Source organism: Rahnella sp. PAMC25617 (assembly GCF_050606005.1).
In the GTDB taxonomy this organism is placed as follows: Bacteria; Pseudomonadota; Gammaproteobacteria; order Enterobacterales; family Enterobacteriaceae; genus Rahnella; species Rahnella variigena.
The window spans coordinates 1-15,881 of the sequence record NZ_JBOCUM010000015.1 but is presented as its reverse complement, the minus strand read 5'-3'; the positions used below and the strand labels follow the sequence as shown (position 1 = coordinate 15,881).

The following is a 15,881-nucleotide window of genomic DNA, read 5'->3' as shown; positions in this document are numbered from 1 at the left end:
TAAGGCCAGCGGGCGGGGAGAAATCTCCGCCCGTTTTTTTTGTCAATCGCCTTGGTGTGTATTCGTGTGTATAATGACACATTGTTAAGGAGAGCCCATGAAATCGACGGAATTGATTAAAGCGCTGCTTGCAGCGGGTTGTGAACTCAAGCGTCACCGGGGAGGAAGTCATCAAATTTGGTGGTCACCTGTCACCAACAAAACTTTTCCCGTTCCTCACCCCAAAAATGATTTACCTGTGGGAACCCTCAAATCCATTATGAAAATGGCAGGGATATGATCCTGCAACTGGAGGTTGAATATGTTCTTTTCAGTCGGGCTTGAAACGCCAAAAGATGATAAAACCGCGTACGGTATGGTGGTACCAGCATTTACCAAATTCGATTACGGGTGCTTCTCTGCAGCGGATACCCGTGAAGAAATCGCCCCTATGGTTCGAGAAGCCATCCTGATGACGGTAGAAGATTTGATCGAAAGCGAACGCTTTGTTGTTGATGATATTTTTGATGCCGGGCATTTGGTGTATGCCGCTAATCCCGAATATTCCGACTTCGATACCTGGTTTCTGATCGATATTGATCTGTCAGAGTTCGAAGGGAAGGCACACCGGATTAATATTTCGCTGCCTGATACTTTGATCAAACGTATTGATAATAAAGTTAAAAATCATCCGTCGTATCGCGACCGTAGCCATTTTCTGGCGATGGCCGCGCGTAAGGAATTGCTGGCTTAAGAGTCTCGCAGCAGGGAAATCCCCTGCTGCAAACAAGCCTGCCGGTACGGCTATTGCAAAACCAAATAGTTGCCATGAAAACTATTCATTGGTTTAATATTTCAACCAAAACGATAATCGTTTTTCGCATTCCCCTGCTTCTTCAATAAGATCTGTTATCCCCATTATGAAAAAAACGACCACACATTCACCACTCAGCCCGGCGCTGATTATTCTGATGGCAGTCGCCACCGGGCTCGCCGTCGCCAGTAACTATTACCCGCAGCCGCTGCTGGAAACTATCGCACGCGCATTTGATCTTTCCGTCAATCAGGCTGGATTTATCGTCACCGTGGCACAGCTTGGTTATGCCTGCGGGCTGATGTTTATCGTACCGCTCGGCGATATGTTCGAACGTCGCGGGTTAATAGTACTGATGACGCTGCTTTCCGCGGCAGGATTGCTGCTCACAGCCATGGCACCTACGCTGACCATCATGCTGGTCGGGACGGCGCTGACCGGGCTGTTCTCGGTGGTAGCGCAGATTCTGGTGCCGCTGGCGGCTACGCTGGCTGAACCAGAGCGTCGCGGTAAGGTGGTCGGGCTGATTATGTCCGGGCTGCTGCTGGGCATTTTGCTGGCGCGTACCGTCGCCGGTGCTCTGGCATCGCTGGGCGGCTGGCGCACGGTTTACTGGGTAGCGAGCGCACTGATGATCGTGATGGCGCTGGTCTTGTGGCGCAAGCTGCCGAAACACCAGCAGAAAACGGATCTGAATTATCCGCAGTTGCTGAAATCCATCTTCACGTTGTTCATCCACACGCCGGTGTTACGCACCCGTGCGCTGATCGGCATGTTCTGTTTCGCTAACTTCAGTATTTTATGGACGTCAATGGCGTTTCTGCTGGCGGGCCCGGCGTATCACTATTCCGAAGCCGTGATCGGACTGTTCGGGCTGGTGGGCGCGGCGGGTGCGCTGGCGGCTACCCGTGCGGGACATCTGGCGGATAAGGGCAAAGCGCATCTGACCACCACGGCGGGTCTGATTCTGCTGCTGCTGTCCTGGGCGGCGATTGCCTGGGGCCAGCACTCAGTGATTTCGCTAATTATCGGCATCATCGTTTTGGACCTTTCGGTTCAGGGCGTCCACATCACCAACCAAAGTGTCATCTACAAAACCATGCCGGAAGCACGTAACCGCCTGACCGCGGGTTACATGACGACGTACTTTATTGGGGGTGCGGTCGGCTCGCTGGTGTCCGCATCCGCCTATCAGGCCGCAGGCTGGTACGGCGTGTCAGCAGCAGGAACCCTTATGTGTGTGCTGAATTTACTGGTCTGGCTAAAGGGATATAAATACAAGCTGGCGTAATAACGTACGAAATTACATCAGGAGGGAACCATCACCCCTCCTGATTAGCTTGCGAATAATCATATTGGAAATTTATTTGAACCAAAGGGTGTTAACAATACTTACAGTCTGGTAATGTTTGCACCATGAATTATTTGCCGGAACTCATCCGGTTTCACAATCTTTTAAACACCCATGCAAAGCAACCCAGATCTCGAAGCACCCGACCCCGTCCGTGTTTCAACATTCGCACAAGGTATTACCGACAGCCTGCCCATTGTCATTGGCTATCTGCCCATCGCTTTTGCATTTGGCCTCAGCGCCGTAAAACTGGGATTCACCCCAGCTGAAAGTCTGCTTTTTTCCATTCTTATCTACGCTGGCGCCAGTCAGTTTGTGATCACCGCGCTGCTCAGCGCCGGAATGTCCTTGTGGGTTTCTGCCCTTACCGTGATGGCAATGGATGTACGACATGTGCTGTACGGGCCATCGCTGCGTAACCGTCTGGTGGGCAAACTCAATGGCAAAAAAACCGCGCTGTGGGCATTTGGCCTGACGGACGAAGTGTTTGCCGCTGCCACCGCAAGGCTTATCCGCGATAAACGCAGCTGGAGCGAAAACTGGATGTGCGGCATTGCGCTGTCTTCCTGGCTTTCATGGGTATTGGGTACTGCTGTGGGGGCGTTATTTGGCAACGGGCCACTGGAAAATTTCCCGGCTATCGAAGCCGCACTCGGCTTTATGTTACCGGCGCTTTTTCTGAGTTTTCTGCTCGCGGCGTTTAAGCGCCAGCAAAGTATGGTGTTTGTCGCGTCGCTGGCTGGCGCACTGGGCGGACTGCTGTTCTGGTCAATTCCCGCCGCTATCGGCTGCGGTCTGGCCGCCGGGTGCGTTGCCGCCCTGCTGCAACGCCCTCAATCCTCTTCTGCCACGGAGATAACCTCAGATGAGCACTAATGTCATTCTGGTTTGTCTGCTCGTCGGCACCGTGAATTACCTGTTCCGGTATTTGCCTTTGCGTATGGGCGCAAGGCAGAAACCCGGGCCAAAAAGTGGCCCTCTGTCCCGCGTGCTCGACAGCATCGGTATCGCGTCTATCTGCGCGTTACTGGTGGTTTCAAGCACGCCTGAAATTTTGCGTGATCATCAAAAGCTGCTGCCTTCGCTGGCCGGTTTTGTGCTTCTCGCGCTGATTTTCTGGCGAACCAAAAGTATCATTATTGCCACACTGACCGGTGCCCTGGCATACGGGCTGGTGTTTAAGGTGATGCTGATGGCCGCAGGCTGAAGACCTTTTTTACTGCAGAGTATCCGCAGGGAAAACTCTGCCGAATACTTTAAACATCGAATAATTCACCGGAGTTATGAATCACACTAATTGCTAAAGAATTGGTGATTCATGACATTGATATTATTAATTACCATCGTTACTATGTCATCTGTAACTAATGAGGCTTCTCATATGGACAGTTCGTTCGCGCCAATTGAAAACATGTTAAATTTCCGGGCCAAAAAGCAAAAAGATTTCCCTTATCAGGAAATTCTGCTGACCCGCCTGTGTATGCACATGCAAAGTAAATTGCTTGAAAACCGCAATAAAATGCTGAAAGCACAAGGGATTAATGAAACGCTGTTTATGGCGTTACTGACCCTGGATGCGCAGGAAAGTCACAGCATTCAGCCTTCTGAGCTTAGCTCTGCGCTGGGTTCTTCCCGTACTAATGCCACCCGTATTGCGGATGAGCTGGAAAAACGCGGATGGATTGAACGCCGTGAAAGCGATAACGACCGCCGGTGCCTGCATTTGCACCTGACGCCTGACGGGGAAGCCTTTATCCAGAAGTTACTGCCGCCTCAACACAAGAGTCTGCATTTTCTCTGGTCAACTTTAGACGCAGATGAGCAGAAGCAGTTAGAAACCCTGACCCGCAAACTGTTAACTCGCCTTGATCAGATGGATGCAACAGCACTACAACAATTCTAAATTTCTGTTCAGGTAAACTACACATGTCACTCCAAGCTCGCTGGAGGCTTACGCCGCTGTTTGCCGTTTTGATTTTGGCCGGCTGTGCCTCCAGTAATAATATTGCTCCTCAGTCGTCGCTGCTGGATACGCAACAGCTTCATCTGCAGCAGGCAAAAGTCAGTTCCCTGACCCTCGGCCCTCAGTGGTGGCGCAGTCTTAATGACCCGCAACTGGATAACCTGATGACCACGACGTTGCAAAACTCGCCGTCATTACGTCAGGCCGCCGCTCGCGTGCGCGAAGCACAAAGCGTGATGGGAGAAGCCGATGCCGCCAATGGTCCGTATCTGGATTTGAATGGTTCTACGCGTCGTGAACGTGTCGCAAAAAACACGATCCCGCCGTTCCTGACCAGCTATCCTGAAGCGCCGATCTACGACAGCAGCAACAGCCTCGGGCTGAATCTGAGCTATGAGTTTGACTGGTGGGGTAAATACCGCAATCAGGTGAATGCCGCGAAAGCACAGGTGGATTCCGCCCGTGCTGAACAGGCTGAAGCCGCTCTGACGCTGACCAGTTCGGTGGCGTCAGCCTATTATCAGTTACAGGCCAATCTTGCCTTACAAGATGTTCTGCAACACGAAGTGGATAACAACCAGCGTCTGGCAGATTTGCGGAAAGCGCAATATCAGGCCGGCGTCTATGGCATTGAAATCCCGCAACAAACCCAGGCTCAGGCCGACAGTGCCAAACAGCAGATCATCAACCTGAAATCGCAAACTGAACAGCTGAGACATCAGCTTTCTGCGCTGGCAGGACGTGGTCCGGATGCGATGAATGGCCTCCACGCCGTGGCATTGCCACCGGCAGAAGCGCTGGCACCTAAAGCCGAACTGACGCTGGAATTACTGGGTAAACGCCCGGACATCGCCGCACAGCGTGATCTGGTGGAGTCCTATTCCCAGCGGGTCAGTGCCGCGAAAAAAGAATTTTATCCAAGCCTTTCCATCAGTGCCTTCGGCGGTCTGACGACCACCAACTATGGCGGCACCAGCCCGAATCTTTTTGAAGCAGCCAGTAAAGCCTGGAATATCGCGCCAGCCATTTCGCTGCCGATTTTCCACGCCGGTGCACTGCGCTCCAAACTGGGCGAAGAGTCCGCGTTATATGACCAGTCAGTTGAGTCGTATAACCAGACCATCCTGAACGCCATCCAGCAAACTGCGGATGCCATTACAGTCTCGAAAAGCAGCGCGGAACAATTGCAGCAGGCATCTTCTGCCGCTAAGTCGCTGGAAGAGGTGTATCGCGTTTCGGATGCAAGATACAACGCTGGCGTCATCGGACGGGATGAGCTGTTAAGCAGCCAGTCAGCGCTTCTGCAACAACAACAGGCGCAACTCAACGCCAGCAGTCAGTTAATGCAGTCAAAAATCAGTCTCATCCGTGCGCTTGGGGGTGGCTATCAGGCCCCGGCCGCGGACCAAAAATCATAATAAAAGACTCAGTGTGGAGAAGACCATGAGCGCAAATGCCGAAACTCAGGCAACGACGCAAGCTCCGAAAAATAAGAAAAAAACGCGCAAAGTCGCGATGCTCTTGTTAACCGGGATTTTCATTATTATCGCCATCGCCTACCTGTTCTACTGGCTGCTGGTGTTACGTCATTTCCAGTCTACCGACGATGCATATGTGGCCGGTAATCAGGTTCAGATTATGGCGCAGGTGTCGGGCAGCGTGACCGACGTCAATTTCGACAGCACCGACTTTGTTAAAAAAGGCGACGTGCTGGTGACTATCGATCCGACCGATGCAGAGCAGGCTTTCGAACGCTCTAAAACGGCGCTGGCCAACAGCGTGCGTCAGACGCATCAGTTGATCATCAACGGTAAACAATATCAGGCCAATATCGCGCTGCGTCAGACGCAACTGCAACAGGCGCAGACTGACCTCAAACGCCGTATCGTGCTGGGTAATGCCGATGCGATTGGTCGTGAAGAACTGCAACACGCCCGTGATGCTGTCGATACTGCGAAAGCGCAGTACGATGTCGCCGTTCAGCAATACAACGCTAATCAGGCGATGATTCTGGATACGCCGGTCGATAAGCAGCCGCAGGTTCTGCAGGCTGCCGCTCAGGTGCGTGACGCATGGCTTGCCCTGCAACGTACCAAAGTGCGCAGCCCGATTGACGGTTTTGTCTCACGTCGTGCCGTACAGATTGGTCAGCAGATCAGCCCGACAACCTCCCTGATGGCGGTGGTTCCGGCGCATCACATCTGGGTCGATGCCAACTTTAAAGAAACCCAGCTGGCGAATATGCGTATTGGTCAGGTGGCAACCGTGGTCAGTGACATGTACGGCGATGACGTGAAATACCACGGCAAAGTCGTTGGTATGGACATGGGTACTGGCGGCGCGTTCTCGCTGTTACCGGCGCAGAATGCCACCGGCAACTGGATCAAAGTGGTTCAGCGTCTGCCCGTTCGTATCGAACTTAACGATCAGGAAGTGGCTGAGCATCCGCTGCGTATCGGTTTATCCACGCTGGTGACTGTCGATACTCAAAACCGTGATGGTCTGGTGCTGGCGAATAAAGTCCGCAGCGAACCGCTGTATCAGACCAGCGCGCTGACGCTGGATCTGGCGCCGGTCAACGCCATCATTGCTGACGTTATCCATGCCAATGCAGGCTAAAATCTCCGGAGGCCTTCGTGGCAAATAAACCGCTGGTAGGCGCCCCGCTGGCCTGGATGACGGTGGCTTTGTCTTTGGCTACCTTTATGCAGGTGCTGGACTCGACGATCGCCAACGTGGCGATCCCGACCATCGCCGGGAATCTGGGTGCCTCGAACTCACAGGGCACCTGGGTTATCACATCGTTCGGGGTGGCGAACGCCATCTCGATCCCGATCACCGGCTGGCTGGCAAAACGTATTGGCGAGGTCAAACTCTTCCTGTGGTCCACGGTGCTGTTTGCGATTGCATCGTGGCTGTGCGGTATGTCCACCAGTCTGGAAATGCTGATCTTCTTCCGTGTGGTGCAGGGTGTGGTGGCAGGTCCGCTGATCCCGCTTTCGCAAAGTTTGTTACTGAATAACTATCCGCCGGCCAAGCGAAGTACCGCGCTCGCGCTCTGGTCGATGACAGTGATCGTCGCCCCGATCTGCGGGCCGATCCTGGGCGGGTATATCAGTGATAACTACCACTGGGGTTGGATCTTCTTTATCAACGTGCCGATCGGCATTGCGGTGGTGTTCCTGACGCTGAGAACGCTGAAGGGGCGCGAAACCGCGACGCAGATCAGGCCCATCGACAGTGTGGGGTTAGTGCTGCTGGTACTGGGCATTGGCGCATTACAAGTGATGCTCGACCGGGGTAAAGAACTCGACTGGTTTAACTCAACGGAAATTATCGTACTGGCGGTCGTGGCGGTGGTCGCGCTCTGTTTCCTTGTGGTCTGGGAACTGACCGACGACCATCCGATAGTCGACCTGTCACTGTTTAAATCGCGAAACTTCACCATTGGCGTGCTGTGTATCAGCCTGGCCTACATGCTCTACTTCGGCGCAATTGTGTTGCTGCCGCAGCTATTGCAAGAGGTCTATGGGTATACCGCCACCTGGGCCGGTCTGGCGTCCGCGCCGGTGGGGATTTTGCCGGTTCTGATGTCGCCGATTATCGGGCGTTTTGCGCACCGTCTGGACATGCGAAAGCTGGTGACCTTCAGCTTTATCATGTATGCCTACTGCTTCTTCTGGCGTGCGTATACGTTCGAACCGGGGATGGATTTTGGCGCATCTGCGTGGCCGCAGTTTATTCAGGGCTTCGCGGTCGGCTGCTTCTTTATGCCGCTGACGACCATTATTCTGTCCGGTTTACCGCCTGAACGCATGGCGGCGGCATCAAGTTTGTCGAACTTTATCCGTACGCTGGCAGGCTCGATTGGTACGTCGATCACTACCACTATGTGGTCGAACCGTGAATCGCTGCACCACGCGCAATTGACGGAAAACATCACGCCGTTTAATCCGGCGGCAACGCAAACCTATCAGCAGCTGGAAGGGATGGGCATGAGCCATCAGCAGGCTTCTGGCTGGATAGCGCGGGAAATCACTAATCAGGGACTGATCATCTCTGCCAATGAGATTTTCTGGTTATCCGGTGGCGCATTCCTGGTGCTGCTGATCTTAATCTGGTTCGCCCGTCCGCCGTTCACCAGCGGTGGCGGAGCCGGTGGCGCGCACTAATCCAGGTATTCCCTGAATGTCAGAAAGCAAAACGGACGCATTACGCGTCCGTTTTTTATGGCTAAAACCGGGCGATTACGCCTGGTTCTGACGCCACCATTCTGCCAGCAAAATACCGGATGCCACGGAAACGTTGAGGCTTTCCACTTTACCGGTGCCGCCGATTGACACGCTCAGGTCACCCTGCTGCCAGGCGCTGTCAGACAAACCATCACTTTCTTCACCCAGCACCAGCACCATTTTAGCCGGTAACTGCGCTTTGCCCAGCGCCGTACCTTTATGGCTCGACGTGGTCACGATGGTGTATCCCGCGTTACGGAAGGTTTCCAGCACTTCAAGGAAGTTATCCGCGCTGATGGCTTTAACGTGTTCCGCGCCGCCTTCAGCGGTACGGACTGCTGCGCCAGATTCCAGCTGAGCCGGATCCTGAACCATCATCCCGTTGATACCGAAATGCGCACAAGAACGCATGATACCGCCGAGGTTGTGCGGGTTGCCGACGTTTTCCAGCGCCAGTACGCAGTCTTTCGCCGGAGCCGTTTGCAGATACGTTTCTGCATCCAGACCCTGACGTTTTTTGATCAGGAAACACACGCCGCCGTGGTGTTCGGTACCGGATGCTTTCGCCAGTTCGTCATCTTCAACCACATGGTAGGCTTTGCGGTTTGCCGCCATCCAGCGCAGTGCTTCACGGAAACGCGGGGTAACGGATTGCACAAACCACGCACGGACGATAGCGTCCGGGCGGCTGGCGAACAGTGCCTTACAAGCGTTTTCGCCATACACGCGGGTTTCTTCCTGACGCTGACGACGCAGCTGCTCAGGATCGATAAAGCTTTTACCGCTGATACCACCGTGATCCGGAACAGATTCATCTGCCGGCGGACGTGAAACTGTTTTCCACGGCGAAGAGTACGGGCCGTCGTCATCACGAGCCGGACGACGCGGGCGATCATCGCCACGGCGCGAAGCCGGACCGCGGGAATCACCACGGGAGTCGCTGCTACGACGCTCATTGCGGCGGGCATCGTCGGGACGGGAACCCTGGCGTGGTTTATCGCCCGGACGTCCTTTATTGTTGGAAGGACGTTTATCGTTATTGCGGTTATCGCCGTCGTCGTCACTACGGACGTACATCACTTTGACTTTGCCGTTCTTGCCACTGAATGAATCGTTCATTTTTCTCTCCACCTACGCGCAGGGCGCGAAGATTACCTGATGTCTGTGAGCTAAGCCACAGGCTTTGGACCAAAAGCTTAAAACTATCGTATTCATTGAATAAACCACGTTGTTTAGGTGAGGTGTCGCCCTCATACTTACAACATACAAGTAACATATCAGCCGTTTTATTCACCGTTTTTAAGGGTAAAACGGGTTTGTGGTTGATGCCCTTCTCACGTTAAGCAATGTAGAGGCTATTTATGAATACGGTTTGTTCATCATGTCAGGCCACAAACCGCCTGCCTGAGGATCGTATCGACGACGGCGCAAAATGCGGCCGCTGCGGTCACGCACTTTTTGAAGGTGATGTGGTTCACGCCACCGCCGCTACCCTGGACAAATATCTGCAAGATGATTTGCCCGTTGTCATCGACTTCTGGGCGCCGTGGTGTGGCCCTTGCGTTAACTTCGCGCCAATTTTCGAAGATGTGGCTCAGGAGCGCGCCGGTAAGATCCGTTTCATTAAGGTTAATACCGAAGCAGAACCTGAACTGAGCGCGCGGTTCCGTATCCGCAGTATTCCGACCATTATGGTGTTTAATGAAGGCAAAATGGTCGATATGTTAAGCGGAGCGATGCCTAAGGCCCCGTTCAACAACTGGCTTAATGAATCATTGTAACGCATATGCCGTTATAAAGCCCTGCCGAAGGCCCGTACAATACGGGCCTTTTTCTGTTATTCGCAGTTGCCACTTGCCTGTCCTGACCGGGTGTTTAGAATAGCCGTTTTTCGTTAACCGGAATGCTTATGTCAGACAATGCCGTTCTTCGCCTGCGTGAGCAGCGCTTAGCCCGTTCCACCCGCCCTTTCCTTGCGCGCGGATCCCGGGCCATTCGCTGCCAGACCTGCCTGTTACCCACACGTAACTGCATCTGCGCCACGCGCGAAATCCATCAGGCTGCCAGCCGTTTTTGTCTGGTGATGTTTGACACAGAGCCAATGAAACCGAGCAATACCGGCCGGTTAATCGCGGATGTATTACCGGATACGCAGGCATTTCTGTGGTCACGTACTGAAACGGATCCGGCGCTGCTGGAAGCCATTGCCGATCCCGAACGTCAGGCTTACGTGGTGTTTCCGGCCTCTTTCGCCGAACCTCCGCGTCAGGTATTTACAGAAGTCCCGGCAGGCAGTAAACCGCCTTTATTCATTATGCTCGACGGCACCTGGAACGAAGCCCGCAAGATGTTCCGCAAAAGCCCATATCTGGATAATCTGCCGGTATTCTCACTCGATGTAAGCGCCAGCTCCGGCTCCGGCTATATCCTGCGTGAAGCCTCGCGCCCGGAACTGCATTGCACCGTGGAAGTGGCCGCTGCCCTGCTGGAAAAAGCCGGTGATGTTGACGCATCTGCGGGTCTGTCACGACACTTCACCCATTTCCGTACCCAGTATCTGGCCGGAAAACCCCATCATCCGGTGCATCAGCTCACAGCAAAGAACGAAGAAAGCCTCTAGAATCATGGGAACATGATGAACCGGAGAAGTTATGAGTCAGCGCGGACTGGAAGCACTTTTACGACCTGAATCTATCGCGGTTATTGGTGCCAGCAATAAGCCGGGCCGCGCCGGATATCTGATGATGCGCAACCTGCTCGACAGCGGATTCAATGGCCCGGTGCTGCCGGTCACACCTGCTTATCGTGCCGTATGTGGCGTACTAACCTGGCGGGATGTCGCCAGCCTGCCGATGTCACCGGATCTGGCTATTCTCTGCACGCACGCTGACCGCAATCTCGCCCTGCTCGAACAGCTTGGCGAACGCGGCTGCAAAACAGTCATTGTGCTTTCCTCACAGCCACAACAATTCGCTGATCTGAAATCCTGCGCTCAGCGCTTTTCGATGCGCCTGCTTGGCCCGAACAGTCTGGGTATTCTCGCCCCGTGGCAGAAACTGAACGCCAGCTTTTCACCGGTACCGATCCTTCCCGGCAAACTGGCGTTTATTTCGCAATCGGCGGCCGTCGCCAATACTATTCTCGACTGGGCGCAACAGCGTGCCGTGGGATTTTCTTATTTCGTTTCTCTCGGTGACAGCCTGGATATTGATGTCGATGACCTGCTCGACTTCCTTGCCCGCGACAGTAAAACCAGCGCCATCCTGCTGTATCTCGAACACATCAGCGATGCACGACGTTTTCTTTCCGCCTCACGCAGTGCCTCACGAAATAAACCGATTCTGGTGATCAAAAGCGGTCGAAGCGGACAGGCACAGCAGCTGCTCAACAGCCCTCTAAGTCTGGATGCCGCCTATGATGCTGCTATCCAGCGCGCCGGTTTACTGCGTGTGCAGGATACGCACGAACTGTTTTCTGCGGTCGAAACGCTGAGCCATATGCGCCCGTTGCGAGGTGAGCGCTTACTAATTATCAGCAACGGCGCCGCCCCGGCTGCGATGGCACTGGATCAGTTACTCTCGCGTAACGGCAAACTGGCGAAACTCAGTGATGAAACCCGTCACGCTCTGAGCGCCGTTTTGCCACCATCGATTACCGCAGCCAATCCGTTAGATTTGCGCGACGATGCCACACCCAAACTGTATCAGGCGGTCATGACCGCCCTGCTCGACAGCACAGATTACGACGCAGTGTTGGTTATCCACGCACCCAGCGCGGCGGCACATGGCACCGTGACGGCCAGCCACCTGATTGAAGCCGTTCGTCAGCATCCCCGAGGTAAATACATCACGCTGCTGACTAACTGGTGCGGTGAGTTTTCGTCGCAGGAAGCCCGCAAACTGTTCACTGAAGCTGGCATCCCGACTTACCGGACGCCGGAAGGCACGGTGACGGCATTTATGCACATGGTGGAATATCGTCGTAACCAGAAACAGCTGAAAGAAACGCCGGCTCTTCCGGCAGATCTTGAACAGAACACCGATCAGGCACATCAGCTGATCGCCCGGACATTAGCGGAAGGCACCACGCAGCTCGATACCCATGAAGTGCGCGCAATTTTGCAGGCGTACGGAATGAATGTGTTGCCGACATGGATAGCCAGTGACAGTGCAGAAGCGGTGAATATCGCCAGTCAGGTTGGCTATCCGGTGGCGCTGAAGCTGCGTTCTCCGGACATCCCGCATAATTCAGAAGTGCAGGGCGTGATGCTATATCTGCGCACCGCGAGCGAAGTGGAACAGGCGGCGAATGCGATATTTGACCGCGCCAGACAAGCATTTCCGCAGGCGAGGATTCAGGGGCTGCTGGTGCAAACCATGGCTAACCGGCCCGGATCACAGGAGCTTCGCGTGGTGGTCGAACAGGATCCGGTCTTCGGCCCGCTGATTATGCTGGCCGAGGGCGGCACTGACTGGCTTCCGGAAAGACAGGCGGCGATTTCCCTGCCGCCGCTGAACATGACGCTGGCACGCTATCAGGTCGTTCAGGCGCTCAAGAGCGGCAAAATCAGAGGGCGCAATGCGTTGCATCCTCTCGATATCCCGGCGCTCAGTCAGCTGCTGGTAAACGTGTCGAACCTGATTATTGATTGCCCGGAAATCGAACGTCTGGATATTCATCCTTTGCTGGTTTCCGGCAATGAACTCAGCCTGCTCGATGTTTCAATGCAGCTTTCGGCACAGAGGCCCGGCGCACCGTCACGACTGGCAATTCGTCCTTATCCACGTGAACTCGAAGAGCACGTTATACTGAAAGACGGGTCGCAAGCGTTGTTCCGCCCGATACTGCCGGAAGATGAACCACTGCTTAAAGCGTTTATCCTGAAAGTGACGAAGGAAGATCTCTACTATCGCTATTTCAGTGAGATCAACGAATTCACACATGAAGATTTAGCGAATATGACGCAAATCGACTACGACCGCGAAATGGCATTCGTGGCTATTCATACTCTTAATGAAAAAAGTGAAATTATTGGTGTCACCCGAGCGGTATCAGATCCCGATAATACTGATGCCGAATTCTCGGTTCTGGTTCGCTCAGACCTGAAAGGTTTAGGGCTCGGAAGACGCCTGCTGGATAAGATGATTGATTACGCCGCAGAGCATGGGCTGCAACGTCTGACCGGAATCACTATGCCCAACAATCGCGGCATGATTACGCTGGCCAGAAAGCTGGGATTTGACGTCGATATTCAGATTCAGGACGGTATTGTGAACCTCTCCCTGACGCTGGAAAAGACCCGAATTTTGTAGCAGGAAACCGTGAGCCTGCGCGATGAACAGGCAAAAGATGCGCACATCAGACAGGACTAATGGTATTATCGACCGATTGTGCGGTTACCTATATCTGTTTGTGCCGCTAAAGCCATTACATGAAGAGAGAAGAAGCGCACTGTGATGTTGTCAAAATTCAAACGTAATAAACATCAACAACACCTTGCTCAGCTACCCAAACTCCCCCAAACGGTTGATGCTGTAAAAACGCTCTACTGTCCGACAGATTTCCGTACGACGCTGCTCGAAGCCATTGCTAACGCCACCCAACGGATTTATCTGGTCGCGCTCTATCTTGAGAACGATGATGGCGGTCGCGATGTGCTGTCGGCGCTGTATGACGCCAAGCAGCGTCGCCCCGAGCTGGAGATTTGCGTGCTGGTTGACTGGCACCGTGCTCAGCGTGGTCGCATCGGCGCTGCAGCGGCAAATACCAATGCTGACTGGTATTGTCGTATGGCGAAAGAGCATCCCGGACTTTCCGTGCCGGTATATGGTGTGCCCGTAAATACCCGCGAAGCGCTGGGCGTTTTGCATCTCAAGGGTTTTGTGATCGACGATCAGGTCATTTACAGCGGCGCGAGCCTTAACGATGTCTATCTGCATCGCCATGAAAAGTATCGTTATGACCGTTATCAGTTACTGACGAATACGGCGCTGGCCAACACAATGATCGACTTTATGAAGAAGTCGATCCTGACCGCGTCTGCCGTACAGCGACTGGATCGCGAAGATCGTCCAAAAAGTATCGAGATCAAGAACGAAACACGTCAGTTCCGCCAGACCTTGCGTACCAGTGGCTATCATTTTAAAGATAGCGCCGGTAATGATGAACTGGCCGTCACGCCGATTGTGGGTCTTGGCAAACAAAATGAGCTGAACCGGACTATCCATCATCTTATGGCCAGCACGGATCATAAGCTGACATTGTGTACGCCTTACTTCAATATGCCTGCCCTGCTGGCGCGCAACATTATTCATCTGCTGCGCCGTGGAAAGCAGGTGGAAATTATCGTGGGTGATAAAACCGCGAACGATTTCTATATTCCGCAAGATCAGCCATTCAAAATCATAGGTGCCTTACCGTACTTGTATGAAATTAACCTGCGCCGCTTCCTGAGCCGTTTACAGCGTTTTGTTGACAGCGGACAGTTAATTGTCCGTCTGTGGAAAGACGGTGATAATAGCTATCACCTGAAGGGCATGTGGGTAGATGACCGCTGGCAACTGATTACCGGTAATAACCTCAATCCCCGCGCCTGGCGTCTGGATCTTGAGAATGCCATTTTGATCCACGATCCGCATAAAGAAATGGCCGCTGCGCGTCATAAAGAGCTGGAAGAAATTCGCCAGCATACGCATGTGGTTTCGCACTATATGGAACTGGAGAGCATTCCAAATTATCCGGTCAAAGTTCGTAAGCTTATCCGACGCTTACGGCGGATAAGAATCGACAGACTCATCAGCCGAATTCTGTAATTGGCTATACTGAAAGCCTGATCTTCGTGATCGGGTTTTTTTTTATCTGGAATTCCACCCTATGATGCAAAGATTATCTGTAGCGCTCCGACTTCCTCTTATCGCGCTGATATTGGGATGCAGTGGTTGCACGCATTATGCGAATGACGCATGGACAGGCAAAGATAAGGCCGAGCACTTTGTGGGATCAGCAGTATTAGCAGCAGCTGGAACTGCCTATGGTGATCATCAGGGATGGAATGAAGCACGCAGCCGCTCATTCGGACTGATGTTTTCTGTCGGACTGGGTGCGGCGAAAGAGCTTTATGACAGCCGGGAAGGTGGGAGTGGCTGGAGCTGGAAAGATTTTAGCTGGGATATCGCAGGCGCAGCTGTCGGATACAGCGCTTATCATCTGGCTCATTACTAACAGGGGTTCTGGCAGAGCTCAAGCGGAGTAATAAATGCCAAAATCAGGGCAAGTAACGTCCAAACATCATCAGATTCCCCATAGCAAAAAGCCCTGTACGTCAGTACAGGGCTTTCCACTAATTTGATGCCTGGCAGTTCCCTACTCTCGCATGGGGAGACCCCACACTACCATCGGCGCTACGGCGTTTCACTTCTGAGTTCGGCATGGGGTCAGGTGGGACCACCGCGCTACTGCCGCCAGGCAAATTCTGTTTCATCCATACCGCATCATGCCATGATTTCTCACACACACTCCGCCATACGAACCAATCTCGGAACA

16 protein-coding genes and 1 rRNA gene are annotated in these 15,881 nt (G+C 53.4%); 15 read left to right on the top strand and 2 right to left on the bottom strand.

Annotation, left to right across the window (positions count from 1 at the left end; genetic code table 11):
- Nucleotides 1-97 precede the first annotated feature (97 nt).
- The 9 genes from ACM615_RS18925 (at nt 98) to emrB (ending at nt 8,279) form a co-directional block, all read left to right on the top strand.
- A complete protein-coding gene (locus tag ACM615_RS18925) occupies nt 98-280 on the top strand; it encodes a type II toxin-antitoxin system HicA family toxin (RefSeq protein ID WP_113877532.1) in 183 nt (60 codons plus the stop codon).
- A gap of 21 nt (nt 281-301) precedes the next feature.
- Nucleotides 302-733: a type II toxin-antitoxin system HicB family antitoxin gene (locus ACM615_RS18920; RefSeq protein ID WP_113877531.1), complete on the top strand. Its 432-nt coding sequence runs from the start codon at nt 302-304 to the stop codon at nt 731-733.
- Between the two features lie 166 nt (nt 734-899).
- The gene (locus ACM615_RS18915) at nt 900-2,084 is read left to right on the top strand and encodes an MFS transporter (protein ID WP_112290457.1); all 1,185 of its coding nucleotides are present in this window, start codon (nt 900-902) and stop codon (nt 2,082-2,084) included.
- A gap of 174 nt (nt 2,085-2,258) precedes the next feature.
- Nucleotides 2,259-3,020 carry an AzlC family ABC transporter permease gene (locus ACM615_RS18910; RefSeq protein WP_129638946.1) on the top strand — a complete coding sequence of 254 codons (762 nt, stop codon included), beginning with the start codon at nt 2,259-2,261 and terminating at the stop codon, nt 3,018-3,020.
- Complete coding sequence (gene ygaH / locus ACM615_RS18905) at nt 3,010-3,351, top strand: L-valine transporter subunit YgaH (protein ID WP_112290461.1); 342 nt, start codon at nt 3,010-3,012, stop codon at nt 3,349-3,351. The genes ACM615_RS18910 and ygaH overlap by 11 nt, the downstream gene beginning before the upstream one ends.
- A 174-nt stretch (nt 3,352-3,525) precedes the next feature.
- Nucleotides 3,526-4,047 carry a transcriptional repressor MprA gene (gene mprA / locus ACM615_RS18900; protein ID WP_095923421.1) on the top strand — a complete coding sequence of 174 codons (522 nt, stop codon included), beginning with the start codon at nt 3,526-3,528 and terminating at the stop codon, nt 4,045-4,047.
- Between the two features lie 23 nt (nt 4,048-4,070).
- On the top strand, nt 4,071-5,525 hold the full coding sequence (locus tag ACM615_RS18895; protein WP_129638945.1) for an efflux transporter outer membrane subunit: 1,455 nt from the start codon (nt 4,071-4,073) through the stop codon (nt 5,523-5,525).
- A 25-nt stretch (nt 5,526-5,550) separates the two neighbouring features.
- Nucleotides 5,551-6,726, top strand: a complete 1,176-nt coding sequence (gene emrA / locus ACM615_RS18890; protein WP_113877527.1) for a multidrug efflux MFS transporter periplasmic adaptor subunit EmrA — start codon at nt 5,551-5,553, stop codon at nt 6,724-6,726.
- A gap of 17 nt (nt 6,727-6,743) precedes the next feature.
- Nucleotides 6,744-8,279, top strand: a complete 1,536-nt coding sequence (gene emrB / locus ACM615_RS18885) for a multidrug efflux MFS transporter permease subunit EmrB (RefSeq protein ID WP_113877526.1) — start codon at nt 6,744-6,746, stop codon at nt 8,277-8,279.
- A gap of 75 nt (nt 8,280-8,354) precedes the next feature.
- Here the strand turns inward: emrB and ACM615_RS18880 are convergent, their stop codons facing one another.
- Nucleotides 8,355-9,458 (bottom strand): tRNA/rRNA methyltransferase, encoded by a 1,104-nt coding sequence (locus ACM615_RS18880; RefSeq protein ID WP_431012339.1) that lies wholly within the window; start codon nt 9,456-9,458, stop codon nt 8,355-8,357.
- A gap of 242 nt (nt 9,459-9,700) precedes the next feature.
- Between ACM615_RS18880 and trxC the strand changes: the two genes are divergently transcribed.
- From trxC to ACM615_RS18850, 6 genes are all read left to right on the top strand, one after another.
- Nucleotides 9,701-10,120: a thioredoxin TrxC gene (gene trxC, locus ACM615_RS18875; RefSeq protein ID WP_015695963.1), complete on the top strand. Its 420-nt coding sequence runs from the start codon at nt 9,701-9,703 to the stop codon at nt 10,118-10,120.
- Between the two features lie 128 nt (nt 10,121-10,248).
- Entirely contained in the window at nt 10,249-10,959 is a 711-nt protein-coding gene (locus ACM615_RS18870; RefSeq protein ID WP_431012338.1) for a tRNA-uridine aminocarboxypropyltransferase, read from the top strand.
- A 31-nt stretch (nt 10,960-10,990) separates the two neighbouring features.
- A complete protein-coding gene (locus ACM615_RS18865; RefSeq protein WP_431012337.1) occupies nt 10,991-13,651 on the top strand; it encodes a bifunctional acetate--CoA ligase family protein/GNAT family N-acetyltransferase in 2,661 nt (886 codons plus the stop codon).
- Nucleotides 13,652-13,770: 119 nt separating this feature from the next.
- On the top strand, nt 13,771-13,818 hold the full coding sequence (locus ACM615_RS18860) for a hypothetical protein (protein WP_217203873.1): 48 nt from the start codon (nt 13,771-13,773) through the stop codon (nt 13,816-13,818).
- Nucleotides 13,799-15,151 carry a CDP-diacylglycerol--serine O-phosphatidyltransferase gene (gene pssA, locus ACM615_RS18855; protein ID WP_240783347.1) on the top strand — a complete coding sequence of 451 codons (1,353 nt, stop codon included), beginning with the start codon at nt 13,799-13,801 and terminating at the stop codon, nt 15,149-15,151. The genes ACM615_RS18860 and pssA overlap by 20 nt, the downstream gene beginning before the upstream one ends.
- Before the next feature lie 64 nt (nt 15,152-15,215).
- Nucleotides 15,216-15,560: a YfiM family lipoprotein gene (locus ACM615_RS18850; protein WP_129639449.1), complete on the top strand. Its 345-nt coding sequence runs from the start codon at nt 15,216-15,218 to the stop codon at nt 15,558-15,560.
- Nucleotides 15,561-15,688: 128 nt separating this feature from the next.
- On the opposite strand, the gene rrf is transcribed toward ACM615_RS18850, so the two are convergent.
- Nucleotides 15,689-15,804, bottom strand: a 5S ribosomal RNA gene (gene rrf / locus ACM615_RS18845).
- Nucleotides 15,805-15,881: the final 77 nt, after the last annotated feature.

Excerpts from the sequence above, each read along its gene's own strand:
- ACM615_RS18925 (WP_113877532.1), top strand. The coding sequence starts at position 98 with ATGAAATCGACGGAATTGATTAAAGCGCTGCTTGCAGCGGGTTGTGAA.
- ACM615_RS18920 (WP_113877531.1), top strand. The coding sequence starts at position 302 with ATGTTCTTTTCAGTCGGGCTTGAAACGCCAAAAGATGATAAAACCGCG.
- ACM615_RS18915 (WP_112290457.1), top strand. The coding sequence starts at position 900 with ATGAAAAAAACGACCACACATTCACCACTCAGCCCGGCGCTGATTATT.
- ACM615_RS18910 (WP_129638946.1), top strand. The coding sequence starts at position 2,259 with ATGCAAAGCAACCCAGATCTCGAAGCACCCGACCCCGTCCGTGTTTCA.
- ygaH (WP_112290461.1), top strand. The coding sequence starts at position 3,010 with ATGAGCACTAATGTCATTCTGGTTTGTCTGCTCGTCGGCACCGTGAAT.
- mprA (WP_095923421.1), top strand. The coding sequence starts at position 3,526 with ATGGACAGTTCGTTCGCGCCAATTGAAAACATGTTAAATTTCCGGGCC.
- ACM615_RS18895 (WP_129638945.1), top strand. The coding sequence starts at position 4,071 with ATGTCACTCCAAGCTCGCTGGAGGCTTACGCCGCTGTTTGCCGTTTTG.
- emrA (WP_113877527.1), top strand. The coding sequence starts at position 5,551 with ATGAGCGCAAATGCCGAAACTCAGGCAACGACGCAAGCTCCGAAAAAT.
- ACM615_RS18880 (WP_431012339.1), bottom strand. The coding sequence starts at position 9,458 with ATGAACGATTCATTCAGTGGCAAGAACGGCAAAGTCAAAGTGATGTAC.
- trxC (WP_015695963.1), top strand. The coding sequence starts at position 9,701 with ATGAATACGGTTTGTTCATCATGTCAGGCCACAAACCGCCTGCCTGAG.
- ACM615_RS18870 (WP_431012338.1), top strand. The coding sequence starts at position 10,249 with ATGTCAGACAATGCCGTTCTTCGCCTGCGTGAGCAGCGCTTAGCCCGT.
- ACM615_RS18865 (WP_431012337.1), top strand. The coding sequence starts at position 10,991 with ATGAGTCAGCGCGGACTGGAAGCACTTTTACGACCTGAATCTATCGCG.
- ACM615_RS18850 (WP_129639449.1), top strand. The coding sequence starts at position 15,216 with ATGCAAAGATTATCTGTAGCGCTCCGACTTCCTCTTATCGCGCTGATA.